Below are 24,335 nucleotides of genomic sequence, written 5' to 3'. Positions count from 1 at the left end.
CCTCACGGCAGCCGGGGCACGGTCAGTACCCGGCCCGGTCGCAGGTCCCGTGGATCGTCGATCCCGTTGGCGCGCGCCAGTTCGCGCCAGGCGTCGGGGCGCCGGTACACGGCGGTGGAGATGGAGCTGAGGGTGTCGCCCCGGCGCACCACATAGCTCTTCTCCACCGTGGGCGAGGAGCGCGGTACGGCGGCGACCTGCACGGCGGCCGTGCGGTACTCCTTGAGGGAGAGGTCCAGCATGGCCCGCAGCGGCACCCCGTCCGGCCGGAACAGCTGGTAGTTGACGTCCAGTTTCTCGACGACGCCGGTGAAGACCTCCTCGTCCCACACGAACCGGACGACGGGCGGCGCGTGTTCGCGGCTGTCGGGGCGCAGCAGGCCGCGCAGGGCGTCGACGTACGCGGTCCGTACGTTCTCCAGGGTGTCGGAGGTGTCGACCAGCGCCTGGACGGTGAGGGTCTCCGTGCCGCCGCGGATGTACTGCAAGGGCGGTGTCTCCAGGCCGGGGATGGTGATCTCGGCGAAGGTGTTGCTCTTGCTGAGCTTGTAGTCGGTGGGGTTGAACCGCAGCGGGATGCGCCGCTGCCGCTCGTCGGCGATCACCGGTCGGACGATCTCCAGGCGGGCCTGGGCGGCGCCCTGGCGGGCGAAGGAGACGGGCGTCACGCTCACAGCGGGCCCTCCCCGTCGCCGAAGCTGCGTTCGGCCTCGGTGTGCTTGGCGCGGGCGCACGCGTCCTCGTAGAGCTTCGCCCAGGCCTGGATGTGCTTGTTGAACAGCCGGGTGAACACGGCGCCGTCGTCGCCCTCCACCTGGAACCGGACTTCGAGGTTGTGAATGGTCACCTTCGGCACACCGGTCACCTCCCTTGGCTCTGTCGCGGCAGCGCGTTCGCCGCGGTGTCCTGCAGGACTTTGGTCAGCCCCTCGTGGGCGATCTCCAGCGACTCGATGGCGATCGCGTTCTGTTCGGCGTGCAGGTCGGGTCCGGTCCACTTGGCGGCGAGCCCGCCGTGGAAGGCCCAGGCCGCGCCGGGTGTCCCGTCCGGGGCGAGCAGGATGACCGCGCCGTCGCGGCGGGCGCCGAGGGAGTCGGCGAGTCCGGCCTGGTACCAGGCCCACAGTCCGGGGTCGCGCACCACTCCGCGTTTGAGGGTGATCCGGTTCCACGAGTGGCGCAGGGGCAGTTGGTGCACCGAGTCGTTGCGGCCGCCCTCCGGGTAGCTCGTCACCTCCAGCTGGGCGCCGAGCCCGGCGACCTCCTGGAACGCCCCGGCGGCGACCAGAGGCAGCAACAGCGCCTGCGCGGACGGCAGATAAGCGTCGCCGGGGTCGAGCGTCACCAGGAATCGGTACTTCGGCAGTGGGTCCTGATTCATGCCTCGATCACCTCCAGACCGCGGTCCTGGCCGAGTACGAGACGCAGCCGGACGAACTCCATGGGTACGGCGGCGGCGACCTCGATCTCGCAGACCAGCTGCCCCGGGTCCTGCTCCGGCGGGTTGTTGGTGTCGTCGCACACCACCCGGAACGCCTGCTCGGGCCGTGTTCCGGTGAGCGCTCCCGCCCGGAAGGCGGACAGCAGCACCGAGGTGATCGCGCGGACGAGGGTCAGCCGCAGTTCGGGCGAGTTGACGTCGAACACCAGTGGGCTCGCCACCCGCCGGATCGCACGCACCAGGAGGTGCAGCAGTCTGCGGTGGGCGATGTAGCGGGTGCGGGGGTCGGCGGACAGGGTGCGTCCGCCCCACACCATCAGTCCCCGGCCTCGGGTGCAGCGGATCAGGTCGACGCCCGCGTCGAAGAGGCGGACCTGCTGGGGTTCGGGGAGTTCGGCGGCGAGGTCGACGGCCTCCAGGACGACGGCGTTCGCGGGGGTGTGGTGCGCTCCGCGCTCGGCGTCGAGCCTCGCGATCACGCCCAGGACGTGTCCGGACGCCGGGACGGTGCGCAGTGCGGGTCCGTCGGGGGTCCGCAGCAGCGGGTGGTAGACGGCCGCGCAGCTCAGCAGCCCGCTGTCGCCGGTCGCGGTCAGTGACTTCACCCACTCCACCGTGGCGTCGGCGGAGGACAGTTGGGGCGGGACGTCGAGGACGACCAGCCGGTCGAGGAGCGGGGACACGGTCCCCAGCAGTTCCAGCACCATGTCGGTGTGCACGGTCCCGGACAGGTCCGTGCCCAGGTCGGGCAGTGCCACCAGTGCCGGTTCCGGGAGTTCGGACTGCACGGTCACGGCGTCCGCGTACTCCTGCCGCGTCGGCGGGGCGTCGGTGCCGCCCGCGAGCGTCAGGGGCCAGGACGTCGAGATCGGACCGGGCGTGCCGGGCGCGGGTGCGGGTCCGTCGGGGACCAGCCGGATGTAGCGAGACGCGGTGAGCCGGTCGGCCACGTCGGCGGGCGGCAGTCCGGCGAAGGTCTCGGGGGCCTCGCCGGGCACGGTGACCCGCACACTCACCGTCGGCGGTCCGGCGACGGTACTGGCCTGGTAGCGGATGTCGACGCGCACGGTGTTGGCCCAGGCGCCCTGACTGGTGGCGTCCACCCGGTAGCGCGTGGCCGCGAATCCGGTGATGTCCCCGACCGGCCACACGGCCCGTGCGGTGGCGGCCGGCCCGGACACGCGGAGCACCCAGGCCGTACGGCCGCCGTTCTCGAAGAAGCCGCGCAGCGCGTACGGCGTGGCGAAGGCGCCCTCCGGCGGGGGCGGCCCGAAGACGCCCACGACGTCGTTCCAGCTCTCCACCCGCACCGGGGCGGCGACCGGGCCGCGGCGGAACCGGCCGAGGAACGCCGCCACGTCCGTGCGCAGCGGCTCCGGTTCCGGGCCGCGGGGCACGAACGTCAGGGATACGCCGGGAAGCGCTTCGCTCGTCATGTCAGACGTCGATCTCCAGCTTCTCGACCGCCAGGACGAGCGTCTCCATGGCGATCTCGTTCTTGGTCGCGCTGAGCGTCGGGCCGGTGTACTTGGTCGGCCAGCCCCGGTCGAAGTTCCAGCGCATCGTTTCCTGGCGGTTCTCGTCGAGCAGCACGATCGATCCGGAGGCGCGGCGCACCTTGCCGTTGAGTGCCTCGGCCACCCAGTTCCAGAAGCCGACGTGGCCGGTGACGCCGCGCTTGAAGGTGAGGTTGGTGAACTTCTTCAGTCCCGGGATCTTGCGGACGGTGATGTCCTCGCTGCCGTTGCGGTACTCGATCGGCGGGATCTCCAGCTCCAGACCGCTCATCTCGGTGAAGGAACCGCTCACCGCGACGCCGTCGTCGCTGACGTTGGTCACGATGATCTGGAAGTTGTATGACGCGTAGGGATCTTCCCTGGTCACGGGTGGCATGGTGGCCGCTCCTCAGTCGGTGCACGGGCTCGGTCGGGGCTCTGGCTCGGTCTGGGCTCTGGCTCGGTCTGGGCTCTGGCTCGGTCTGGGCTCTGGCTCGGTCAGGTGCTCAGGCGAGCTGGGTCTCGCGGGTCTTCTGCTGGATCCGGAAGATCACGAACTCGGCCGGGAAGACCGGCGCGACCCCGATGACACAGATGAGCCGGCCGTTGGCCAGGTCGTCCTCGGTCATGGTGGTGCGGTCGCAGGCGACGAAGAACGCCTCGTCGGCGGTGGTCCCGGCGAGCGCGCCACTGCGCCAGACCGTGGTCAGGAAGTTGGCGACCGTCTGCCGGACCAGGGCCCACAGCGACTCGTCGTTGGGCTCGAAGACCACCCACTGGGTGCCCTCGTCGATCGACTCCTCAAGGAAGAGGAAGAGCCGCCGGACGTTGATGTACTTCCACGAACTGTCCGAGGACAGCGTGCGGGCACCCCACACCCGGTGGCCGAGGCCGGGGAAGAACCGCAGTGCGTTGATCCCCTTCGGGTTCAGGAGGTCCTGATGGCGTTTGGTGATGTCCTGGGCGATGCCGTCGGTCTGCCGGATCCCGCGGATGACCACGTTGGCCGGTGCCTTGTGCACGCCCCTCTCCACGTCGACCCGGGCGTAGATCCCGGCCATGTGGCCGGACGGCGGTACCTCGACGTCACGGTCGGTGGAGGGGTCGCGGGTGACGAGCCACGGGTAGTAGAGCGCCGCGTACTTGGTGTCGAAGGGCTCGCGGAACGTCTGGATGCCCTCGATGTCGAGGCCGTCGCGCGGGTCGAGGATCGCGAACCGGTCCCTGAGCAGCTCGCAGTGGGTGACGAGGGCCGATTCGACGGTGCTGGACCACATGCCGGGCACCGCGCAGACGGCCACCTCGTCGATGTCCTCCAGGGCGACGATTCCCGTACGCCGTCCGCTGCCGCCGTCGGTGCCGACGAAGTCGGCCACGCTGAGGCTGCCGTACGCGTCGTCGCCGTCGGCCAGCGTCAGCCAAGAGCCCGTCGCGGGCACCGGGAACTTCGTGGGGTCGGTGGACAGGCCGGGCAGCGCCGTGGCCTGCACGAGCTGCGAGCGGTTCTGAAGGGCGGTCGTCAGGTTGGCCGGGGTGTCGCCGGTGAGCCGGAGATTGGGGAACGTCTCCGTGACCGCGGCCCCGGCCGTGTCCGTGAACCGGGTGGTGACCTCGGCCTCGACCAGATGGATCCGGTCGGTCTCGAAGAGCGTCCCGGGCACGTTCCGGTCGAGGGTGACGAGATCCTCGGCGACCGCCTGGACGGTCAGGGCGGTCAGGGCGGTGCCGTCGTCGGCCTGGACGACCGCACCCTCGTACAGCCTGCTCGCGCCGCCGACCCGCAGCGTCGGTCCGGCCGCGATGTTGCCCCGGCGTACGCGGCGCACCGTGAGCCCGGTCTCCCACGCCGCGTGGGTCGTGTCCGCCGGGAAGGTCAACGTCACCTTGCCGTCGGCAGGTTGGCTCACCTGAACCTTGAACCGGCGGGGGCCGATCTGCGCCCACACGTCGGCCGGCAGGTCGTCGGGGTCGAGCCCCCTCGCCACGGCCACCTCGACGGATTCGCTGTCCGCGTCCGCGTCCGCGACCAGGCGCGTGATGAACAGCGCGCCCTCCTGCGGATCGGGCAGCACCGGCAGCGCCGCGCCGACCATCGGCTGGACCCGGACCTGGACGCCGCCGCCCCACGCACCGGGGCTCACCGCGGACAGCCGCAGTGTCTGTTCGGCGCCGCGCTGACCGACCTGGACGTGGTCCCCGCGGGCCGTCCTGACCTCGGCGGGCAGCGGCGTCTCCAACCGGATCCGGCGGGCGGACATGTCGTAACCGGCGACCACGGCGGTGTGGATCGTCTGCTGGTCGTCGCCGCGGAGGATGTCGATCTGCTGGCCGACCCCGGTGAAGCCGATCAGGTGCCCGAGCTGGAGGCTGGTCGCGCCGCGCGCTGCGTCGGAGGCGACGGGGCTCACCAGGCCGTTGGCCAGCTCCCCGGAGGCGGGTTTCGCGTCCGCGGCGGCGACCCGCTTGACGTAGAGCCGCTGGCCGCCGTTGTCGAAGAAGCCCTTGACGGCCAGCGGGAACAGCCACCAACGGCCGCCTTCGGACGGGTCGTTGGCCCAGTCGTCCCGTACGCCCGCGCCCGGCTCGGGCAGGAAGCCGCCGAAGACGGTCTGGAACTCCAGGAAGTTCGTGACCAGCTTGGGCTTGCCGGTGTACGGGCCACGAGCGGTCACCCCGACCATGCCGGCCGTGCTCGTGCTCACCCCCGCGATCGGCCGTGGCCCCGCATCGATCTCCTCGATGTAGACCCCGGGGCTCAGATACTCGGCCATGGATGTGGCTCCTTCACTGCTCACGAATCTCGATGACGTGTCGGCGCTCGGCTTCCTGGGGCAGGCGCACGGTCAGCGACCCGGCCCGGCCCGGCCGTTCGGTGGCCTCGACGAGGAAGGTCTCCTCGACGGTGTTCTCGGTGGCCTTCTCGCCCTCCCAGCGCAGGGCGAGCCGGAAGGCGCCCGTGGCGTCGGAGAGGGTGCGTTCGTGCCACGGCGTCAGGTCCTGGCCGGTCCGCCCCCCGGCCTCGACGAGCGCGTTCGCGACGGGCGCCCGGGTGGCCGCGTCCAGCACGACGCCACGGACGGTGCGCACACCCGGCGGATAGGCAAAGGCGACCCCCGGCAGCAGCCGGACCAGCCTCGGAGAGGCCTCCACAGCGGGCGGGTTGGTGTTGTCGTACGGATACACCAGGAACTCGACGCCGACGAGCGCGGCCGAGAACGGCTCGCCGTCGGCCGGGTACAGCGGCTGGTAGCCGGCTGCCTCGAACCGGACCCGGTGGCGCTCCGGCCGGGCCGCCCACGGCTCGGCCCGTCTGCCGAGTCCCGGGAACGCGAGGTGCCCGCTGGGGGTGCGCACCGCCCTGTCGTCCAGCGGCAGCCAGCCGCCCTGGCCGTCGGACCCGCCCTCGTCGTCGAACCGGTCGAGGCGGGCCTCCACGCCCGCGGAGCGCACCCGGCGGGCGTGGTCGTCGAACGGCACCAGCCAGACGGGGCTGTAGAGCGCCGACCGGGCCAGGGGCAGGAAGGGGCTCATGGCGTCGCCGTCCCCGCGATGATGCGGCTGCGCACCGGGCGCACCGGCGTCTCGACGGCCGAGTCCAGGTTGACGACGCGGATCTCGTAGTTCAGCGAGAGCCGGTACGGCTTCTGGATCGCGTACCAGACCCAGGACTTCTGATCGAGGGTCAGGGGCGTCAGCGTCGTGTGCAGTGAGTCCGTGCTGCCCGCCAGGCTGCCGGCCAACTGGGTGCCGTCCAGGATCGCGTCGTCGTAGAACGTCTGGAGGGCACGCCCGAGCATCCGGTGCTGGGTGTCCTGGTCGCCGCCCCAGGGGGTGATCAGATACCGCAGGAGCAGGGCCATCGGCGGTTTGCGGGCGGTCAGCGGGTCGGGCGGCTGGGAGCGCACCGGGGGCCGGTTGCGGGAGGTGGGGTCCTCGGCGATCTCGTAGAGGAACACCGTGAGTTTGGGGGGCGGTGTCTGCACCGTCTCGGAGAGGTCGTTCAGTTCCGCGATCGGTGGTGGCATGTCGCGCTGGCCCAACCCGCGCAGGGACTGCGTCAGAGTGCTCACGATGACGGACGAGACATCGGCGATCACACCGAAGTCACCCATGCGAAGCCCCCTCCCGGCGCGCGCCGACGACGTATACCGATGACATCTACCGAGAGGATGCAGAGGCCCCCGTGATCCGCCCGCGACTCACCCGTCACACCGGCGTCACCGATGCATCCCTGGATCCGTCCCCGTCGCTCGCGATGACGTCATCGAACACGGATCGACAACGCCCGGGTGACAGCGGTGAGGGACACTCGGTCTCTCATGGAGACCCCCTCGACACGGTCCGGCGTCCTGATCCTCCGGGTATGGGTGGAGGACGGCAGGGAGGACGGCTTCCGCGCACGCATCATCCAGACCGTCGACGGACAGCCGGAACCGCCCACCGCGGTGAGCAAGACCGTCGATGTCCTCACAGCGGTGCGGACTTGGCTCGATGAGCTTCTGGAACGCGAAGGGTGACGTCAATGCGACGCTCTGGTGATTCCCTTGTGACGCCGTCACGTCGATAGTCGACCCTACAGGCATAACTTGCTCGTAACATGGCCTCGGGAATCCCAGCAGCCACGCCGAAGATCACCGAAGCCGAGATCGGTACGGGGGCGTCGATGAACGGACAGACACAATCCATCTCCTTGAGGTTACTCAAGGGCTTTGCACTGGCTATAGATCACACGCGCGTTCCGGTCTGCTCCAGCACTCAACGACTCCTCGCGTTTCTGGCTTTGCAGGACATGCCGCGATCCCGCACCTACGTGGCCGGAATCCTCTGGCCGGATGTCACGGCGTCACGCGCCAACGCAAACCTGAGGTCGTCCCTGTGGCGCGCGATGCGCGCCGGCCACCCGATCATCGACGTGTCCGCGCACGACCTGGCCATCTCGAAGGACGTCACCGTCGACCTGCACGAGGCGGTTGCACACGCGCACAGACTGCTCGACAACTCACGCGCGTGCGACGACATCCTGACCATGCAAACGCTGGCAGGCCTGTCATCGGATTTGCTACCGGAATGGCCAGAAAACGACTGGATGTTGATCGAGCAGGAGCAATACCATCAGCTCCGGCTTTATGCCCTGGAAGCGATGACCGAGCGTCTGACGGAAGCGCGACGCCACGGTGAAGCCGTCGCCGCGGGACTTACCGCCGTGCGTACCGAACCGCTGCGGGAAAGCGCTCATCGCGTACTGATGAAAGCGCATTTGGCAGCCGGTAACAGGGGTGCGGCAGTGCGCCAATTCGAGCAGTGCCGTCGCATCCTGCGGGAGGAATTGGGCCTGGAGCCCTCCCCGTCGCTGAGGGCCCTCCTGCCGCCCCACACCGAACGCAACGGACGGACACGGCTTCAGCCCTCCGCACCCCAGCTCAAGGTGTGACCGCCCGCGCCGAGTTGGGGCGATCGGAGAGGTGCCCGCTGTCTGGTGCTCCGTTCGACCTCGACCGAGCCGCGATGGGGACGTCCGCCTCCCGCACAGGGCCAGCATGCGAGGGCCTCCAGGGCGGCCGTCCTGGGGACTGTGCCGGCCGATCGGAGGTCGATGCCCTATCCAAGACGGCACTTCGAAGACGGCACTGCCCCATGGTTGACGTCACAGGCGGCATCGCCTCCGCCATGGCCCCCACTCCGGCGACCGACACAAGAAACCTCGACGGCCGAGCACGCGCCGCCCTCCGTCAGTCCTGGCCGCCCCGCAGTCCATCCTGGACGATCTCCCTGAGGGAGCCGAGCCCGCCCGCTTTACCGCGGTAGCGCTGCATGGCCGTACAGCCCACCGGCACAGCTTTCACGTCGTCGACCGTGAACCGCACCGGCAGCCAAAGGTCCGTCCGCCACGACGACGTCGTCGGCGTCGGCGCCCTGACGACGGACGGCATCACTGCGGAAGGCTCCGGGCCGACGTCTCCGACCCCGAGCAGCTCACCGGAGCGCTGGCCGCCGCGACGGCACCCTTCGGGCGGATCGACGTCCTGGAGTAGTTCCCGGCTCCGCCGAGGCCGGGACGCCCGCCTTCGTCCAGACCCGCCCGAAGGGCGTCGTCGGGGTCGTCGGCCCCTGGAACTTCCCGGTCACTCTCGTCGTCCAGCCCGCGATCGAGGCGCTGGCCGCCGGTAACGCTGGAGCTGGGCGGCAAGAACCCCGTCGTGCTCGGCGCGGACGCGGATGTACCACTGGCCGCCGAACGCGTGTCCGACATGCGGCTGCTGAACGGCGGTCAGATCTGCCTCTGCCCGGACTACGTCTTCGTACCCCGCGCCCGTCTCGACGAGTTCGTCACCGGGTACGAGCGGTCCGCCCGTACACGCTTCCCGACCTGGCTCGACAACCCGGACGTCGTCTCGATCATCGACGACAGGAACTTCGACCGGGTCACGGCGCTCGTCGCCGACGCCGAGGCCAAGGGCGCACTCGTGCTGACCATCGCCGCGCCGGAGGAGGCCGACGTCCTCCCCCGGCGCGCGGGACGCCGTATCGCGCCCACCGTGCTGCTGGACGTGACCGAGGGCATGGCCGTCGCGTCCGAGGAGATCTTGGGCCCGGTCCTGGTGGTGTACCCGTACGACCTCGACGACGTCATCGCCTACGTCAACGCCCGTCCCAGCCCACTCGCCGCCTACTTCTTCGGGTCCGGCGGGCCGGAGTTCCGCCGGTTCATCACAAGGACCACCTCGGGCGGTGTCTCCCGCAGCGACCTCGCCGTGCACTGGGGCGTCGAGGGCGCGCCGTCAGGCGGCGTGGGCGCGTACTCCGGAAAGACCGGCTTCCTGACGTTCAGCCACCGCCGCACCGTGGCCGCGAGCACGGCTCCCACCGGGCTCGCCCAGAACATCCTGCCCCCGGCCGGGAAGGCCGAGGCGGACGCCCTGCGCGGCTTCGTCGCCCAGACCCTCGACGCGATCCGGCACCGCACCCCCGCCACCCGGCCGACCGAACAGTCCTGAAAAAGCTGCCCATGGCGACGTGGCCGACGTCCTCGTCGAGGGCACCGGATCACTGCCGACGGGGCGAGGCGTTCCGCACCGAGGTGCGCGCCCTCTTCGGCACGTACGCCGACCGGCTCGGCCGTATCGAGATGGGCGAGGACGAGGAACTCGTGCGAGCGGTCGCGGACCGCGGCTGGCTCGGGTTCACCCGGCCCGAGGAGGCGGGCGGCCGGAACGCCTCACCGACCGAACAGGTCGTCCTCAACGAGGAGGCCGCCTACCAGCGGGCGCCCGCCATCAAGGCACTCGGTGCTGTCACGCTGCTCGGCGACTCGATCCTCAGGCACCGCACCCCGGACCAGAAGGAACAGTTCCTGCCACTGATCCGCAGCGGACAGCTGACCTTCTGCCTCGGCTACAGCGAGCCGGAGGCCGGTTCCGATCTCGCCTCGCTGCGTACCCGCGCGGTCCGCGACGGAGAGGACTGGGTGATCAACGGGCAGAAGCTGTGGACGAGCGGCGGTCACGAGGCGGACTGGCTGTGGTTGGCGGTACGGACCGACCCGGACGCCCCCCCGGCACCCGGGCATCACCATGTTCCTCGTCCCGATGAACACGCCCGGCATCACCGTGCAGCAGCACCGGGCGCTGTCCGGCGAGATCTCCTGCACCGTCTTCTACGACGACGTCCGCGTTCCGGACGGCCTGCGCGTGGGAGAGGTGAACGGGGGCTGGAAGGTCATCACCGATTCCCTCGCGGGTGAGCGCATCGCCATGGGCGACATCGCCGCCGTTCTGCACCGCCAGCTCGACGATCTGCTGGCCCACGCCCGTGAGGACTCCGGCACCGCGGTCGGCCCGCGCGGCTCCCACGCCCGCGCCCTGGTGACGGAGCTGGCCGTCGGCGTGCAGGCCACCCGTGTCCTGGTCGCCGCCGGGCTCCGGGCCGCCGGCGGCGGCACCGTCGAGCGCCTCGCGGCCCCCATGGCCGGCGTCCTGGCCGGTGAACTCCCCGAGCGGTCGGCGAGGCGGTCCCGGACATCCTCGGCCCCGACGCCGCGCTGTCGGCATCAGCACCCGGCGTGCTCGGCGGGGGGCCTTCGAGTACGGCCTGCGGCTGTCCGTCATGTACGTCGTCGGCGGCGGCACGAACGACATCCAGCGCGGCATGATCGCCCGCGGCCCGGGCCTGCCCCGCTGACCGCCTGCCCCGGGCGCAGCGCCGGACCAGCGGCCTGACGTGTCTCACCGGATTCGACAGGCATCCATCCGCGACATCCCGCTCCTCCGGCGCGTCATCACGCGAACCCATGACCGCCGGCATACAGAACGCCGCTGCCACTCGCAGACGACGATCCCGTCGTCGTCCACCGCCCCCGGTTGCTCAGTTCCTTGCCGACCAACCGGGGCGACCCAGCTTCAGACGGTGCCGGGGCCGCTTGCACACGGCTCGGCGGCGCCGGCCGTCAGGTACTTGCCACCACCTGTGTGGCGAGAACGGCGGCTGCCATGAGTTCCTCGCGGGAGGCGCCGGAGACGGCGTTGACAGCGAGGCCCTCGGCGGTGGCCATGAGAAAGCGGGCCAGGGCCCTGCAATCGGTACCGGCGGGCAGATCCCCGTCCGCGACGGCCTTCTCGAACCGGTCACAGACGGCTTGCCGGTAGTCGTCACGAGCGGCCGTGAGCAGTTCCACTATGGCGCGGCTCTCTTCGCCGGAGGCCAGGCCCGCCTGCACCGTCAGACAGCCACGGGGCTTGCCCGGTGTGGTGTACGCCTCGACCAGGCCGGTCAGCAGCCGCACCGCCACCTCGCGCGCCGTGGGCTGCGCCAGTGCCTCGCGGGACAGGGGGGAGCGCGCCTGGGCGTAACGGTCCAGGACCTTCTCGAAGAGCTGCTGCTTGTTGCCGAAGGCCGCGTACAGGCTCGGCGGCCGGATGTCCATCGCCGCGGTCAGGTCGGCGATCGACGTGCCCTCGTAGCCCTGGCGCCAGAACAGCTCCAAGGCCACATCCAGCGCGGCCTCCTCGTCGAAAGCACGCTTGCCGCCCCTGGGCATGGCCTCTCCTTTCCCGGTTCTTGGTTCTCAGCCGGCTCCTGTGCGGACCCCGGTTGCACAATCACTTTAGTGGTCGTTACAGTGTAGCCGCTCACCACTTTAGCGATCGCTACACGGAAAGTTGGAGGCCCGTCATGGGCAAACTGGACGGCAAGACCGCGGTCATCACCGGCGGAAGCAGCGGAATCGGTCTGGCGACCGCCAAGACGTTCGTCGCCGAGGGCGCGTACGTGTACATCACCGGCCTGAGCACGGAGGGGCTCGACAAGGCCCGGGCCGAGATCGGCGGCGACGTCACGGCCGTCCAGGTCGACATCGCCCGCCTCGAAGACCTCGACCGGCTCTGGCAACAGGTCGAGGAGGAGCGGGGATCAGTCGACGTCGTCGTCGCCAACGCCGGCCGCGGCGAGCAGGCCACCCTGGCCGAGGCCACGCCCGAGCACTTCGACCGGATCTTCGCCATCAACGCCCGGGGCACGTTCTTCACCGTGCAGAAGGCGCTGCCGCTGCTCAACGACAACGGCTCGGTCGTCCTGATGTCATCCGCCGGACACATGAACGGCGTGGCGGTGCGCACCGTCTACAGCGCCACCAAGGCCGCCATACGCTCCTTCGCCCGCACCTGGGCGAGCGAGCTCAAGGACCGAGGGATCCGGGTGAACACCGTCAGCCCCGGCCCCATCGACACGCCCGCCATCGACACCCAGGACGACCCGGCCGCCCTGCGCACCGGCCTCGCCGCCATGGTTCCCATGGGCCGTCTGGGCCGGTCCGAGGAGATAGCCGCGGCTGTGCTGTTCCTCGCCGCCGACGACAACCGCTACACCACCGGATCCGACCTCGTCGTCGACGGCGGCCACACCCAGCTCTGACCCCTCATCGACACCCACACGCACACCCTGAATCCGAACACCCGCAAGGAGAAGCGCATGAGTGACACAACGACCTGGCCGCACCACGCACTCGGCAAGGAGCTGAGCAACTGGGGACGTTGGGGCGACGACGACGAGATCGGCACCCTGAACTTCATCACGCCTGCGAAGCGTGTCGCCGCGGCACAGCTGGTCAGGACCGGGAAGACCTTCGACCTCGGTCTGTCGTTCGGCAAGGAGGGCCCCGCCACGCCGAACACCTTCCGGGACAACCCCCAGCACATGATGACCCTGCTGCCCTCGGACAGCGCCGGTGCCCCCGACGGCATGTTCGGCACCGACGACCTGGTGGTCATGAGCTTGCAGGCCGCCACCCAGTGGGACTCCCTCGCCCACATGGGGTACGACGGCCACCTCTACAACAACGCGCCCGCCGCCACGGTGAACAACTTCACCGGCGCCTCCAGGAACTCCTTCGACAAGGTCGCCGGACGCCCGATCTCGCGCGGGGTGCTCCTGGACATCGCCGCGCTGAAGGGCGTCGACCGCCTCGACGACTCCTACGAGGTCACCGCAGCCGACCTGTCGCAGGCCGAGGAACGCCAGGGCGTGCGCGTCGAGTCCGGCGACATCCTCTGCGTCCGCACCGGATGGCACCAGTGGCTGCTCGAAGGCGACCGCGACCGCTACATGGGCGAGAACGAGGCCGGCCTCGGCCTGGACACCCTGCGCTGGATGTACGACCGCGAGGTCGCCGCCGTCGCCGCGGACAACTGGGCCGTCGAGGTCTACCCGTCCCCGGTCGAAGGCACCTACGCCCCGTTCCACCAGATCGCCCTCCGGGACATGGGCCTCACCCTCGGCGAGATGTGGGACTTCGAGGCCCTCGCCGCCGACTGCGCCCAGGACGGCGTCTGGGAGTTCCTCCTCTGCGCCCCCGGCCTCAAGATCACCGGCTCGGTGGGCTCCCCCATCACCCCCATGGCACTCAAGTAAGGGGAGTACGTGTCGTGACAGCGACCGACAACACCGCCGTGGTGCTGCGGCACTTCGAAAGCTTCCGCGCGGGGGACGTGGAGGCGGCCTTGGCCCTGCTGGACGAGCAGGTGGTGTGGTGGGGGTCGGGCAGACCGGATCAGTACCCCTCCGCAGGCAACCACGACAAGGCCCAGGTCATCCAGATGCTGAGCCGGGTCGGACAGGTCATGCCGAACGGACTGGACATCAAGATCCTGCACACCCGGGAGTACCTCGCCACCATCCACGCCGTCGACGTACTGGCGACGAACTAAGCCCCCCCTCACCCGGGGATGCGCCTGATCACAGGACATCCCCGGGGCCGGCCACAGCAGTTGAAACCCCGTTCAAGGTATGGAAGGCGGCGCCCGAGATGGCATCCCCCCGACTGACGATCGACGTATGGGCGGATGTGCTCTGCCCCTGGTGCTACGTCGGTGAGCATCGTCTGAGCACCGCAGTGGCCCGGTCCCCGCACGCGGCCGACATCGAGCTGAAGATCCACACCTGGCAGCTCGACCCGAACGTCCCCACAGAAGTCTCGTGGATCCCGGAGTACCGGGTCGCGAAGTTCGGGGTCACTCCCGACCAGGCGCGCGCGATGGAGATCCCCGTCGCCACACAGGCCGCCGCCGACGGCCTGCCCTACGCCCTCGAACGGCCCGTGCGCAACTCGCTCGACATGCTGCGCCTGGTGCACCTGGGCAACCAGCACGGCGTCGGCCGGCAGTACATGTCGGCGATGCACGCCGCGCTGTTCGGCGGCAACTCCGACGCCTTCGAGCACGACACGCTCGTCCGCCTCGGCGAGAAGCTCGGCATCCCCGCCGACGAGATCCGCGACGTACTCGCCACCGGCCGCTACGCCGACGCCGTCCAGGCCGACCACGACGCCGCCGTGGCCCTGGGTGCCCGCGGGGTGCCGTTCACCGTCCTCGGCGAGCGCTTCGGCATCCCCGGCACGGCGAGCACCCACCAGTACACCGCCGCCATCGACCAGGCATGGGAGCAGATCAATGGCTGACCCGCCCAAGGCACCCTTGCCGCCGCAGCTCATCGAGATCGAGCCGGACGGGGGCGGCTGGTGCGATGTCGAGACCGGGGTGTGCGTGAGCGCCGACCAGGAAGGTCCGCATCGTACGGGCGAGGGTGGCGGCGCCGGAGCCGCCGAGCAGCCCGTCGCCTACAACTGGGCGTCGGACACGCAAGCTACGACAACCCCGAACTCCGGCGCACACTGAGAGGTGATGCTCAACCCGGCTGTCGCCGACCTCAGTGCCATCCTCCATCGCCTGCCGGACATCGACGGCCTCGACGTGTGAAGACAGCTCCGCGCCGACAGTGACGTCTCACTCATCATGATCAGCGCCCGGGACAGCGAGACCGACAAAGTGGGACCCACGACGTGTCGGCCGCCGACGGCGCTGGAGGCGAGCTGTGCGGGCACCACGCACAGGAGCGCCGCGAGCAGTGGCGGAATGGGGGCCGAGTGGCTCCTTCCTGGACGGCGCTCACCTGATTCGGGGCAGTACCTGCTCCCCGAAGTTCCGCAACGTCGCCCGGAGTTGCGTGAGGCTGCCGCGGTTGGCCAGCCATATCCGTCGTATCCCCGAGTTCCGGAGCGTCGCGATGCGGTCGATCCAGTCCTTCGGGTCGCCGGCCATCCCCCAGCGGTCCAGGGCGAACTCGGTCAAACCGAGGCGGTCCATGAGCTGTTCGTTGGCTCCGCCGGGTCGCTGGTGATCGGCCAGGGCGTAGTGCCGTACGTAGGCGCGGACGGCGTCGTGGTGGCGTTCGGGAACCAGCCGTCCGTCCACTCCGGCTCGCATGCTGTGATGCAGGATCGAGGCCAGGGACGGACGTATCCGCTTCCGCGCGCTCTCCCGGTCGGCGTCCAGGACACTGCGGACGGTGAACCAGGCCTCGACGTCGGCGGGTTCGCGCCCGCGCAGCCGCGCACCGGCACGTACGCGCTCCAGTGACCACGCGACGACATCGGCCGTGAGCCCGGTGCCGATGGACACCGCCTCGGCGATGCCACCGGCGAGTTCCAGCATGCGGGGACCCTCGGCACCGACCGAGACGCGGACGGGAGCCCGCGCGCCGCCGTACACGTCGATCTCCCGTCCGTCGAAGCGGCCGTGACCGGTTGTCAGGAGGGCACGGACGCAGGTGACGTACTCCTCCAGTCGTGCTCGCGTCGCCGGTCGCCGCCCGACGCTGCGCACGGCGGAGTCGCCGGTGGCGATCTCCATGAAGGCGCGGCCCCCGGTCATGGAGTCGATCGTGGCGAGGAAGGCCGCGGTGATCTGCGGGTCGCGGGTCCAGGGGTTGGTCGGGCGCATCCCGACGTACGCCCGGGTGGTGCCGAGTGCCAGGAGGGTCACCCTCGACGCCGCCTCGTTCAGCCGGAATCCGGTGTCGCCCACGCCGATCGAGTGCAGACCGTAGTCGTCCGCCATCCGGGCCAGCTCGACCAGACCGTGGGCGTGCTGTCGGGTGAGGACGGGATCGGTGAGGGTGAACTGCATCGCGAACTCCATGGGCGGGGCCGCTTTCAGCTGTTCGGTGTCGGGGTCCGGTGCGGCAGGCGCAGATGTCGGCTGAGCACCGAGCGCGCCGTGCGCACGTCGACAACCGCGAGGCCGGGACGCAGCGCGGTCTCCGCGAGTACGAGCGTGTCGGGCGAGTCGATGGTGAAGGAGTCCGCGCCGAACGCCGCCCCGACCGCCGCGAGGTCGGGCGCGGGCACGACGGCCGCCTCCGCGTGACCGCCTTCGAGACGGAGCCGCTGGTACTCGGTGCCCAGGGCGTCGTCGTCGAGGACGAACACCGTCAGGTCCGCGCCGGCCCGGGCCGCGGTGTCCAGCTCCTGCGCATGCATCATGAACGCGGCGTCGCCCTCGAAGACGACCGTCTTGCGCTCGGGCGATCCGAGGGCCGCGCCGATGGCGGTCGTGAGTGCCTGTCCGATGGACCCGAAGCCCTGTGCGGCGAAGAACCGGCCCCGCGCCGGGGCCGTGAGGAAGGCGGCGGCGAAGCCCGAGCAGTGGCCGTTGCCGATGACCACGGTCGCGTCGTCGGGGATGTGCCGGTCGATCGCCGCGAGCGCGACCCGTGGATCGACGGTGCCGTCGGGGACGGGTGGGCTGAAGTCGTGCAGATCCTCCTGCCAGCAGGCTGCGGACGGGCCGACGGGGGTGAACCAGGGCGGCCGGGTGTCCGGGGTGTCCCGCGTCAGGGACAGGGTGTGGCGCAAAGTCGCCGCCGCGTCGCCACGGAGGGTTTCGGCCTTGCCCGTGGCCGCGAGGTCGTCCACGACCTTGACGACGTGTGCCGCCTCGAACAGGCGCGTCGACTGCGTGGTGCTACGGCCCATCGAGGCGCCGACGGCCACGACCAGGTCGGCGGAGCGCAACACCCGCTCCCCCGCCGGGTGCGCCAGCCCTCCGGCGATCCCGAGGTCGTACGGATGCCCGTCGAACAGCCCCTTGGCGGGCAGCGTCGTGGCCAGAGCGGCACCGAACCGGTCCGCGAGCGCCGTCATCATCGCGGGCGAGGTGTCGTCCATGGCACCGCGGCCCGCGATGAGTACGGGGCGTTGCGCACCGGTCAGGAGTCGGCTGATCCGTCGGGCCGCGTCGATGTCGTCGTCGGCGGTGACCGTCGCTCTCGGAGGGTACGTCGATCCGCTTCGGGCGGCCCCGTCCACGGGCGAGGTGAACAGGTCCGCCGCGACGCCGAGAACCACCGGTCGGGACTCGTCCCGGGCGAGCGCCAGGACTTCGGCGAGCACGTCCGCCGGATGCTCCCCCGGTTTCATCCTGCGGTAGGCGGCCTCGCACGAGGCGACGAAGGAGGCCTGGTCGAAGGTCTGGGCCCCCTGGTAGCCGCTCGGCGTCTCGGCCGCCACGACGAGGAGCGGGGACCGGTTGCGGGCCGCCACCAGCAACGACGTGGCCACGTGACTGAGTCCGGGGCCGTGGGTGACCGAGCAGATCCCGATGCGCCCCGAGGACCATCCGTAGCCTTCGGCCATCGCCACGGCGGCGTTCTCGTGCCGTACCTCGACCACGGGAACACCCCGCTGTCCGAGGGCGATCAGCAGGTGCATGTTGCCGTCGCCCATGAGCCCGAAGACATGCGTGACCCCGGACCGCGCCACTGCGTCGGCGAACTCCTGTGCCTGCGTGCGACGCCCGGTGCCGCCTTCGTCGATCTGCCTCAAGAGGACTCCTTCGAGGCCCGGGACGACCGTTGCAGGTGCGCGGAGAAGAAGGGGAGGACCTCTTTCTCGAACCGTTCGGGAATGCGGTTGGTGTGGTTGCCCTCGTAGACCTCGAAGGTGTGCGGCACCTGGTAGGTGGTCAGGACGCGGTCGAGTTCGGTGAGGTTGGCGGCGATGTTCGTGTCCTGGTCGCCGACGTCGAACGCGATCCGCTGTTTCCTGAGGTTGCCGATGTACTGGTCGATCATGGCCAGGGGGCGGTTGGCGGTCATGCGCGCGATGACCGACTCCTGGAGTTCGCCGTTCTGGACGGGAGAGTCGTAGTAGAGGGGCGGCTTGGCGGGATCGGGTGCCCACGCCGCGGCCGCGGCGACCGCCGTACGAATGCCGGAGGGGATCTGCGTGTAGTCCTCGGGCCGTTCGGTGAACGCCTCGAACTCGGCCATTTCCTCGGGGGTGTCCGGGATGTTGCTCGTCCGGGAGATGCAGCACGCGCTCAGCACGTAGAGGGCCGAGAAGACGTCGGGGTGTTTCATGCCGATCCGCAGCGTGCCGTAGCCGCCCATGGAGTGGCCCGCGAGCCCGCGCGCCGCCGCCCGGGGGATGGTGCGGAAGTGCCGGTCGACGTAGGACACGAGGTCGTGCGAGACGAAGGTCTCCCAGTCCCCGGTGGTCGCTCCGCTGGAGTAGTTGCTGCCGCCGTAGACGGTCATCGCGTTGGGAGTGACGATGATCATCTGTCGTGAGGTGCCGGCGTCGAGCGTGCGGTCGGCGCTTGCGGGGATGTTCGTCCGGGCGTCGGTCGCGAAGTAGCTCAGATCCGTTTCCGTGAATCCGTGGAGCATGTAGAGGACGGGGTAACGGCGTTGGGAGTCGGACTTGTATCCGGGAGGCAGATAGACCGACACCTCGCGGTCCGGTGAATCTCCTTCGAGGTTTCCTTCGAGTGACGTCCCGTGCACCCGGACGCGCAGAACCGTGCCTTTCGCATTCTGCGCCGTCCGGTCGACCGAACTCTCGAACGGTGCGGCGCCGAGGGAGACCGTGATGAGAACGGCGGCCGACACGACAGCGCCGATTCGTCTTCTCAGACGCCCTGTGTTCCATTTCGGTTTCACGGCTCGCTCCTCTTGTCACGGCGGCATCCCCCATCAGGAAAGTCAGCTTGCGGAGCGAGTGCAACACTCTGCGCGTAAGCGTTCGTGATCGACCGATAAGCCGGAACGCATCGGACGCCGAGGAGAATCAGCGCCTCGCGTTCGGCAGATGTCTGCGCGCCTGCGGCGGAAGCGCGGCGGCGGCCGTCCCGGCGAGGAGGGCGAGTGCCACACACGCCGCGGGCAGGGAGAGGGTTCCGACCAGGGCCGCGATGAGGAACGGCGCCGCGGAGGGGCCCAGTTCCGTGGTCAGCCGCCACGATCCGAGGAAGAGCGCGGGTGATCGCGGGTCGGCGAGATCCGACCCCACCGTGGCGACCACCCCGCCGCTCCAGCCGTTGGCCATGGCCATCAGCGTCGTACAGGCCAGGAACCACCAGAGCCCGGCGGGCAGACGGGAAGCCACGGCGAGACCGAGGTGCGCGACACCGAACACGACCAGGGCGGGAACGGCGACCGCCAGCCGGCCCCAACGGTCGGTCACCACTCCCCCGATGTGGAACAGGGAGAAGTCGAGGCCCGCGGCCAGGCCCACGACCAGGGTGACGGTCGCCTCGTCCAGTCCGACGGCGGCACCCACCAGGGGTACGAGGACGCGTCGGGCACTGCGCATCGTGCTGACGACCGAGAGGGTCAGACCGAGCGTCAGCAGCACATCGCGCCGTCGGCGGACGACGCTCAGGACGCTCGGCCGCGCCCCTTCGTCGCGCTCGCCCGCGCCTCCCCCGGCGAAGGGTGCCCGCGCGACGACGACCGCCAGCAGGACGGAGGCCGCCACGACCACCAGGAAGCCGCCCCGCACCTCACCCGTGAGCCGGATGAGTACGGACGCGAGGAGCGGGCCGGTGAACAGTCCCAGCCGGGTGGCCCCGGCGAGGGCGGAGAGCGACCGGCCGCGTACCTGGGCGGGCACCGCCACGGTCACCCAGGTGTGCCGGGCCATGGTGAACACGGCGACGCCGCTCCCGATCAGCAGGGCACCGGCCATGAGAGCCCACAGGGAGGTCGCCCGGTAGGCCGCCAGGCCACCGAGGCCCGTGACCGCCGTGGACGCCAGCATCGTCGGCCGCTCACCGAACCGTTGGACCAGCCATCCCGCAGGCAGGGCGAGCAGCAGTTGTCCGACGGTGAGCATGGCGGCGGCCACCGCGGCGACCGCCGAGGAGCCCGTCAGGGACAGGGCCGCCAGGAGCGTGACGGGCGCCGCCGCGCCCTGGCCGGAGCCGTGGAGGACGTTGGGTATCAACGCGGTCGGCAGCAACTCCCGCCAGGGAACGGCCGGCCGCGGTGCCTCCGCTGTCACAGGCGCCTCCCTGCACAAGGTCACGTCCGCACCGTTCCGCGCCGACGGCACATGCGTGTACTGTCCCCATGCCAACTGTGGACAATGTTGTCGACGTTCAAGGATGGGGGGCGCTGTGGTTCCGTGGGAAGCCACGCCACCGAAATCCGATCGAGCGATAAGACCAGCCTTATCGGTCGAGTAGGGACCCGACGCTTTCAGGCCCCGAAGTGCGGCCCTACCGTTTCTGGCGGGTTACGGACGGCTACGGCCGACTCCTTGCCGACAACCCGGAGTTGGAGGCTGGTCAGCATGCGAGCGAGAATCGCACTCGTCGGGATCACGGCCGCTCTTTCCCTGCTGCTGGCAGGCTGTGGCGGCTCCGGAAGCAGCAATACCGAGAACCTGCCGAAGAGCGCGGCCGACGCGGGCGGAATGGATGCCCTGGTGTCGAAGGCGAAAGAGGAGGGCGAGGTAAGTCTCTACGCCGCCACCACGGAGAAGTCGACTTCCGCATGGGTGAGGCATTTCGAGAAGAAGTACGGCATCAAGGTCAAGCTCTACCGGGACGGCAGCACCACCCTCTTCCAGAAATGGGCCCAGGAAGTGAGCGGCGGCGTGAACAACGCCGACATCGTCATCCAGAACGTCTACCAACTCTGGCAGGACGCGAAGGACAAGAACTGGATCACCGGCTACAGGACCGGGAACTACGGCAGTTACGACTTCGCGAAGGTCCTGCCCGGCACGGGGCCGGCCGGGCTCGTCTACCCGCTCCACCAGAGCATCGGAGCGGTGGCGTGGAACACGAGGGTGACCACGCCCGAGCAGGAGAAGCTGCTGCGGGAGGACCCCGTCGCGGCTCTCGCCGATCCCTCGTTCAAGGGCCGGATCGCACTCGGCGACACCGGCGGCGCCACCACCGCGGGGAACTACGCCAACGTGATCCTGCACCAGTCCGCCACGTACGGGTGGAAGTGGCTGGAGGGCGTCGCCGACAACGATCCGGCCCTCTTCGAGAGTCAGATCCCGATCGCCGAACAGCTGGTGAAGGGCGAGTACGCGGTGACGTTCGGCACCGACACCCTCTACAACGACTACATCGACGACGGCGCCCCCGTCGAGTACGCCTACCCGAAGCCCACCAACGCCGCCCTCTGGATGGTCGGCCTGCCGACGACGACCCCCCATCCGTACGCCGCCCGGCTGTTCATGGAATGGGCGACGTCCGACGAGGGCCACGATCTGATGGCGACCTACGGTTCGGGCACCGGAACCCGTACGGGATGGGTCGACAAGCGCGAGGTGGCCAAGGAGCCGTGGTACACGAAGCCCGAGATCTGGTACGGCATGGCCACCGAGCCCGACCTACAGGGTGATGGTTTCGCCGACTTCGTCAGCAAGGTCAACGCCACCCTCGACAGGTGACCACTCACCTCCGAGGACTCGACACCCCGGGAAGAGCCGTACGGGACACGGCCCTTCCCGGGTCCACGGCTGTGCGCAGCCGTTCACGGCGACAGGAGAGAACATGGCGCTCCCCCACGGCGACTGGCGTCACACCAGCCGTCAAAGGCTCATAGCGGGCCTGACGTTCGAGCAGATGTACACCTTCCAGACCCTGGCCCGCGCCGGGTCCTTCCGGGCCGCGGCGGCCGAGCTGACGCTCACCCAGCCCGCCGTGTCCCAGCGGATCCGCTATCTGGAACGCCTGCTGGGCTGCACGCTGCTCGAACGCCGGCAGGGAGCACGGTCCGAGCTCACGGCCGCGGGACGGGAGTTGCTGGCCTTCTCCGAGGAGGTGCTGTCGTACACCGACCGGTTCCACCACCGGCTGGAACAGATGAAGGACCTCCCGGAGGACTCCTCCCTCACGGTCGTCAGCGACTCCGACCACATCCGGCATCTGCTCGTCGAGGCCGTCATGGCCATGAAGAAGCTGGCGCCGTCCGTCCGCGTGGTCATCAGACACGAGCCGTCGCGGCAGGCCTGTACCCAGGCGCTCTCCGACGGACGCGCGGACCTCGGCATCTGCCGCTACCCGGCGCCCAGCGAGTTCCCCGCACTGGGCACGATCGAGGAGCGGATGTACCTCTACGCCCGCCCCGAGGACCGCATTCACACGCTGTCGGAGAGCGACCGGATCGCCCATCTCGCGCGCGCGGACTTCGCCACGTTCGCGGACGGGATGCGCAGCCGCCAACTGGTGGAGCGCTGGGCCGAGAAGGTGGGCATCTCGCTGCACGTCGTGCTCGAATCGCGCGGTCTGGAGGCTATGCGCACCTATGTCACCCACGGCCTGGCCCTGGCCGTCCTCCCGGAGTTCTGCGTGCGGGAGGATCTCGCCGCCGGCCTCCTCCGGGCCGTGTCCGCCCCGGGCCTCCCCCTCCTGCGGGGCGCGGTCATCCTGAGCCCGCCCGACCGTGAGGTGACCCGGGCGGCCCGGGCGTTCCTCGGCAGGCTGCCGGCCAAGGTGAACTCCTCGCCGCGCCTCGCCACCCGCGCCACGGTGCCGATGCCCGTCTGAGCCTGCCCCCGGGGTCAGCGGCCCAGCACTTCGGTCGGTACACCGGAGGGACGTCCGACGTCCACCGCCTCCTCCCCGCTCCCAACCGCACCCGGTGTCTCGCCGTGACCGGGGAACCAGGTCACGTTCTCCGGCGGGAGGAGCAGGGCCTGTTCGGCTCCGAGCCGCGGGGGCGGGGAGGTCGGTCCGGTGACGGCCTGGACGCGCAGCCGGTGCCTTCCCGCTTCGTAGGTGCGCTCGAAGTGATCGCCGAGGAACTCGCTGGCGACGAGACGGGCCCTGAACTCGTTCCCGTCGAGAGTCTCCGGAAGCGGTCCGGTCTCCCTCGAAACCCGCACCCATTCCGGCCGGAAGACGACGGATATCTCGTCGCCCACGCTAGGGCCGTCGCCCGTCGCGCCGTGGGCGATGTCGAGCACCACGTCCGGCCCGAGCGTGGGGACCCGAACCGTGAAGGCGCGGATCCCGATCCCGGCGACCGTCCCCGGTACGACGTTCGCCTCACCGACGAACGTCGCCACGAAGGCGTTCGCGGGCCGGTGGTACAGGTCCCAGGGAGCGCCGACCTGCTGGATGACGCCGTGGTCCATGACGACCACACGGTCGGACAGGGACAGCGCCTCGGACTGGTCGTGCGTCACGTAGAGCACCGTGATCCCGGTCCGGCGCTGGATCTGCCGGATCTCGTCCCGCATCCGGGCGCGCAGTTGCGCGTCGAGGTTGCTCAGCGGCTCGTCCATGAGGACCAGACTCGGCTCGGTCGCCAACGCGCGGGCCAGAGCCACGCGTTGCTGCTGTCCGCCGCTCAGGTCGGTCGCGTTGCGGCCGGTGAACTCCGCCAGGCCGACCAGCTCCAGCATCTGCCGGGCCTTCGCACGCGCCCGGTCCCGGGGCATCTTCTTCGCCTTGAGGCCGTACATGACGTTCTCCAGGGTCGTCATGTGCGGCCACACCGCGTAGGACTGGAAGACCATGTTGATGTCCCGCTTGTGCGGCGGGACACCGGCGCCCCCTGAGTAGAGCCGACGGCCGCCCAGGGTGATCTCCCCCGCCCTCGGCGTGTGCAGGCCGGCGACACACCGCAGTGTCGTCGTCTTCCCGCAGCCGCTAGGGCCCAACAGCGTCACGAACTCGGACCGGCCGATCCGCAGACTGAGATCCGAGACCGCCATCGTGCCGCCGTAGTCCGCGAAAAGCCCCTCCACCGACAGGCCGTCGTCCGACGCCGGATTCCCGTGCGGCTCGTCCATCGATCCGTTCACCTCGTTCGTGTGTCCAGGCG

The 24,335-nt window shown here is 70.1% G+C and carries 27 protein-coding genes and 1 pseudogene; 13 read left to right on the top strand and 15 right to left on the bottom strand.

The annotated features are described in order from the left end of the window. Window positions 1–2 precede the first annotated feature (2 nt). The 8 genes from OG787_RS50780 to OG787_RS50745 form a co-directional block, all read right to left on the bottom strand. Window positions 3–674 (bottom strand): LysM peptidoglycan-binding domain-containing protein, encoded by a 672-nt coding sequence (locus OG787_RS50780; RefSeq protein ID WP_369035230.1) that lies wholly within the window; start codon window positions 672–674, stop codon window positions 3–5. Next, the gene (locus tag OG787_RS50775) at window positions 671–865 is read right to left on the bottom strand and encodes a putative phage tail protein (protein ID WP_369035229.1); all 195 of its coding nucleotides are present in this window, start codon (window positions 863–865) and stop codon (window positions 671–673) included. Before OG787_RS50775 ends, OG787_RS50780 begins: the two co-directional genes overlap by 4 nt. Then, window positions 862–1,380: a phage tail protein gene (locus OG787_RS50770; RefSeq protein ID WP_369035228.1), complete on the bottom strand. Its 519-nt coding sequence runs from the start codon at window positions 1,378–1,380 to the stop codon at window positions 862–864. Before OG787_RS50770 ends, OG787_RS50775 begins: the two co-directional genes overlap by 4 nt. Continuing rightward, the gene (locus OG787_RS50765) at window positions 1,377–2,876 is read right to left on the bottom strand and encodes a phage tail sheath family protein (RefSeq protein ID WP_369035227.1); all 1,500 of its coding nucleotides are present in this window, start codon (window positions 2,874–2,876) and stop codon (window positions 1,377–1,379) included. Before OG787_RS50765 ends, OG787_RS50770 begins: the two co-directional genes overlap by 4 nt. A 1-nt stretch (window position 2,877) precedes the next feature. Further along, a complete protein-coding gene (locus OG787_RS50760; RefSeq protein ID WP_369035226.1) occupies window positions 2,878–3,333 on the bottom strand; it encodes a phage tail protein in 456 nt (151 codons plus the stop codon). Window positions 3,334–3,442: 109 nt separating this feature from the next. Next, the gene (locus tag OG787_RS50755; protein ID WP_405540247.1) at window positions 3,443–5,707 is read right to left on the bottom strand and encodes a phage tail sheath family protein; all 2,265 of its coding nucleotides are present in this window, start codon (window positions 5,705–5,707) and stop codon (window positions 3,443–3,445) included. A 13-nt stretch (window positions 5,708–5,720) separates the two neighbouring features. Continuing rightward, window positions 5,721–6,467 (bottom strand): carboxypeptidase-like regulatory domain-containing protein, encoded by a 747-nt coding sequence (locus OG787_RS50750; RefSeq protein WP_405540245.1) that lies wholly within the window; start codon window positions 6,465–6,467, stop codon window positions 5,721–5,723. Beyond that, entirely contained in the window at window positions 6,464–7,048 is a 585-nt protein-coding gene (locus tag OG787_RS50745; protein WP_369035223.1) for a DUF4255 domain-containing protein, read from the bottom strand. Before OG787_RS50745 ends, OG787_RS50750 begins: the two co-directional genes overlap by 4 nt. Window positions 7,049–7,255: 207 nt before the next feature. Here OG787_RS50745 and OG787_RS50740 point away from each other — a divergent pair, with 207 nt between their 5' ends. Both OG787_RS50740 and OG787_RS50735 read left to right on the top strand, forming a co-directional pair. Then, window positions 7,256–7,453 carry a hypothetical protein gene (locus OG787_RS50740; RefSeq protein WP_369035013.1) on the top strand — a complete coding sequence of 66 codons (198 nt, stop codon included), beginning with the start codon at window positions 7,256–7,258 and terminating at the stop codon, window positions 7,451–7,453. An 80-nt stretch (window positions 7,454–7,533) separates the two neighbouring features. Continuing rightward, entirely contained in the window at window positions 7,534–8,367 is an 834-nt protein-coding gene (locus OG787_RS50735) for a BTAD domain-containing putative transcriptional regulator (protein ID WP_405540244.1), read from the top strand. A gap of 298 nt (window positions 8,368–8,665) precedes the next feature. Here OG787_RS50735 and OG787_RS50730 read toward each other — a convergent pair whose 3' ends face one another. Beyond that, window positions 8,666–8,866: a hypothetical protein gene (locus OG787_RS50730; protein WP_405540243.1), complete on the bottom strand. Its 201-nt coding sequence runs from the start codon at window positions 8,864–8,866 to the stop codon at window positions 8,666–8,668. A 2-nt stretch (window positions 8,867–8,868) separates the two neighbouring features. On the opposite strand from OG787_RS50730, the pseudogene OG787_RS50725 reads away from it, so the two are divergent. The 4 genes and pseudogenes from OG787_RS50725 to OG787_RS50710 form a co-directional block, all read left to right on the top strand. After that, a pseudogene (locus OG787_RS50725) lies at window positions 8,869–9,048 on the top strand (hypothetical protein); the annotation flags it as partial. A gap of 85 nt (window positions 9,049–9,133) precedes the next feature. Beyond that, complete coding sequence (locus OG787_RS50720; RefSeq protein ID WP_405540242.1) at window positions 9,134–9,931, top strand: aldehyde dehydrogenase family protein; 798 nt, start codon at window positions 9,134–9,136, stop codon at window positions 9,929–9,931. A gap of 11 nt (window positions 9,932–9,942) precedes the next feature. After that, window positions 9,943–10,677, top strand: coding sequence for an acyl-CoA dehydrogenase family protein (locus OG787_RS50715; protein WP_405540241.1), 735 nt, complete (start codon window positions 9,943–9,945; stop codon window positions 10,675–10,677). Then, window positions 10,625–11,152 (top strand): acyl-CoA dehydrogenase family protein, encoded by a 528-nt coding sequence (locus OG787_RS50710; protein WP_405540240.1) that lies wholly within the window; start codon window positions 10,625–10,627, stop codon window positions 11,150–11,152. Before OG787_RS50715 ends, OG787_RS50710 begins: the two co-directional genes overlap by 53 nt. A gap of 227 nt (window positions 11,153–11,379) precedes the next feature. On the opposite strand, the gene OG787_RS50705 is transcribed toward OG787_RS50710, so the two are convergent. Then, window positions 11,380–11,970 carry a TetR/AcrR family transcriptional regulator gene (locus tag OG787_RS50705; protein ID WP_369035009.1) on the bottom strand — a complete coding sequence of 197 codons (591 nt, stop codon included), beginning with the start codon at window positions 11,968–11,970 and terminating at the stop codon, window positions 11,380–11,382. A gap of 134 nt (window positions 11,971–12,104) precedes the next feature. Here OG787_RS50705 and OG787_RS50700 point away from each other — a divergent pair, with 134 nt between their 5' ends. From OG787_RS50700 to OG787_RS50680, 5 genes are all read left to right on the top strand, one after another. Continuing rightward, entirely contained in the window at window positions 12,105–12,842 is a 738-nt protein-coding gene (locus OG787_RS50700) for an SDR family NAD(P)-dependent oxidoreductase (protein ID WP_369035008.1), read from the top strand. Between the two features lie 57 nt (window positions 12,843–12,899). Next, complete coding sequence (locus tag OG787_RS50695; RefSeq protein ID WP_369035007.1) at window positions 12,900–13,838, top strand: cyclase family protein; 939 nt, start codon at window positions 12,900–12,902, stop codon at window positions 13,836–13,838. Window positions 13,839–13,852: 14 nt separating this feature from the next. Continuing rightward, entirely contained in the window at window positions 13,853–14,134 is a 282-nt protein-coding gene (locus tag OG787_RS50690; RefSeq protein ID WP_405540239.1) for a nuclear transport factor 2 family protein, read from the top strand. Between the two features lie 98 nt (window positions 14,135–14,232). Continuing rightward, the gene (locus OG787_RS50685; RefSeq protein ID WP_405540238.1) at window positions 14,233–14,883 is read left to right on the top strand and encodes a DsbA family protein; all 651 of its coding nucleotides are present in this window, start codon (window positions 14,233–14,235) and stop codon (window positions 14,881–14,883) included. Next, a complete protein-coding gene (locus tag OG787_RS50680; RefSeq protein ID WP_369035004.1) occupies window positions 14,876–15,100 on the top strand; it encodes a hypothetical protein in 225 nt (74 codons plus the stop codon). Before OG787_RS50685 ends, OG787_RS50680 begins: the two co-directional genes overlap by 8 nt. Before the next feature lie 270 nt (window positions 15,101–15,370). Here the strand turns inward: OG787_RS50680 and OG787_RS50675 are convergent, their stop codons facing one another. The 4 genes from OG787_RS50675 to OG787_RS50660 form a co-directional block, all read right to left on the bottom strand. Continuing rightward, complete coding sequence (locus tag OG787_RS50675) at window positions 15,371–16,390, bottom strand: LLM class flavin-dependent oxidoreductase (RefSeq protein WP_405540237.1); 1,020 nt, start codon at window positions 16,388–16,390, stop codon at window positions 15,371–15,373. A gap of 26 nt (window positions 16,391–16,416) precedes the next feature. Continuing rightward, a complete protein-coding gene (locus OG787_RS50670) occupies window positions 16,417–18,087 on the bottom strand; it encodes a thiamine pyrophosphate-binding protein (RefSeq protein WP_405540236.1) in 1,671 nt (556 codons plus the stop codon). After that, a complete protein-coding gene (locus OG787_RS50665) occupies window positions 18,084–19,154 on the bottom strand; it encodes an alpha/beta hydrolase (protein WP_405540235.1) in 1,071 nt (356 codons plus the stop codon). The genes OG787_RS50670 and OG787_RS50665 overlap by 4 nt, the downstream gene beginning before the upstream one ends. Before the next feature lie 178 nt (window positions 19,155–19,332). Then, window positions 19,333–20,547 (bottom strand): MFS transporter, encoded by a 1,215-nt coding sequence (locus OG787_RS50660; protein ID WP_405540233.1) that lies wholly within the window; start codon window positions 20,545–20,547, stop codon window positions 19,333–19,335. 291 nt (window positions 20,548–20,838) lie between these two features. On the opposite strand from OG787_RS50660, the gene OG787_RS50655 reads away from it, so the two are divergent. Both OG787_RS50655 and OG787_RS50650 read left to right on the top strand, forming a co-directional pair. Continuing rightward, complete coding sequence (locus tag OG787_RS50655) at window positions 20,839–21,954, top strand: extracellular solute-binding protein (RefSeq protein ID WP_405540232.1); 1,116 nt, start codon at window positions 20,839–20,841, stop codon at window positions 21,952–21,954. A 103-nt stretch (window positions 21,955–22,057) separates the two neighbouring features. Next, window positions 22,058–23,053 carry a LysR family transcriptional regulator gene (locus OG787_RS50650; RefSeq protein WP_405540230.1) on the top strand — a complete coding sequence of 332 codons (996 nt, stop codon included), beginning with the start codon at window positions 22,058–22,060 and terminating at the stop codon, window positions 23,051–23,053. Between the two features lie 14 nt (window positions 23,054–23,067). On the opposite strand, the gene OG787_RS50645 is transcribed toward OG787_RS50650, so the two are convergent. Then, a complete protein-coding gene (locus OG787_RS50645; RefSeq protein ID WP_405540229.1) occupies window positions 23,068–24,303 on the bottom strand; it encodes an ABC transporter ATP-binding protein in 1,236 nt (411 codons plus the stop codon). Window positions 24,304–24,335 lie beyond the last annotated feature (32 nt).

The sequence above is a fragment of the Streptomyces sp. NBC_00075 genome (genome assembly GCF_045041225.1).
In the GTDB taxonomy this organism is placed as follows: domain Bacteria; phylum Actinomycetota; class Actinomycetes; order Streptomycetales; family Streptomycetaceae; genus Streptomyces; species Streptomyces adonidis.
The sequence above is the reverse complement of the archived record's forward strand: the minus strand, read 5'-3'. Positions and strand labels throughout refer to the sequence as shown.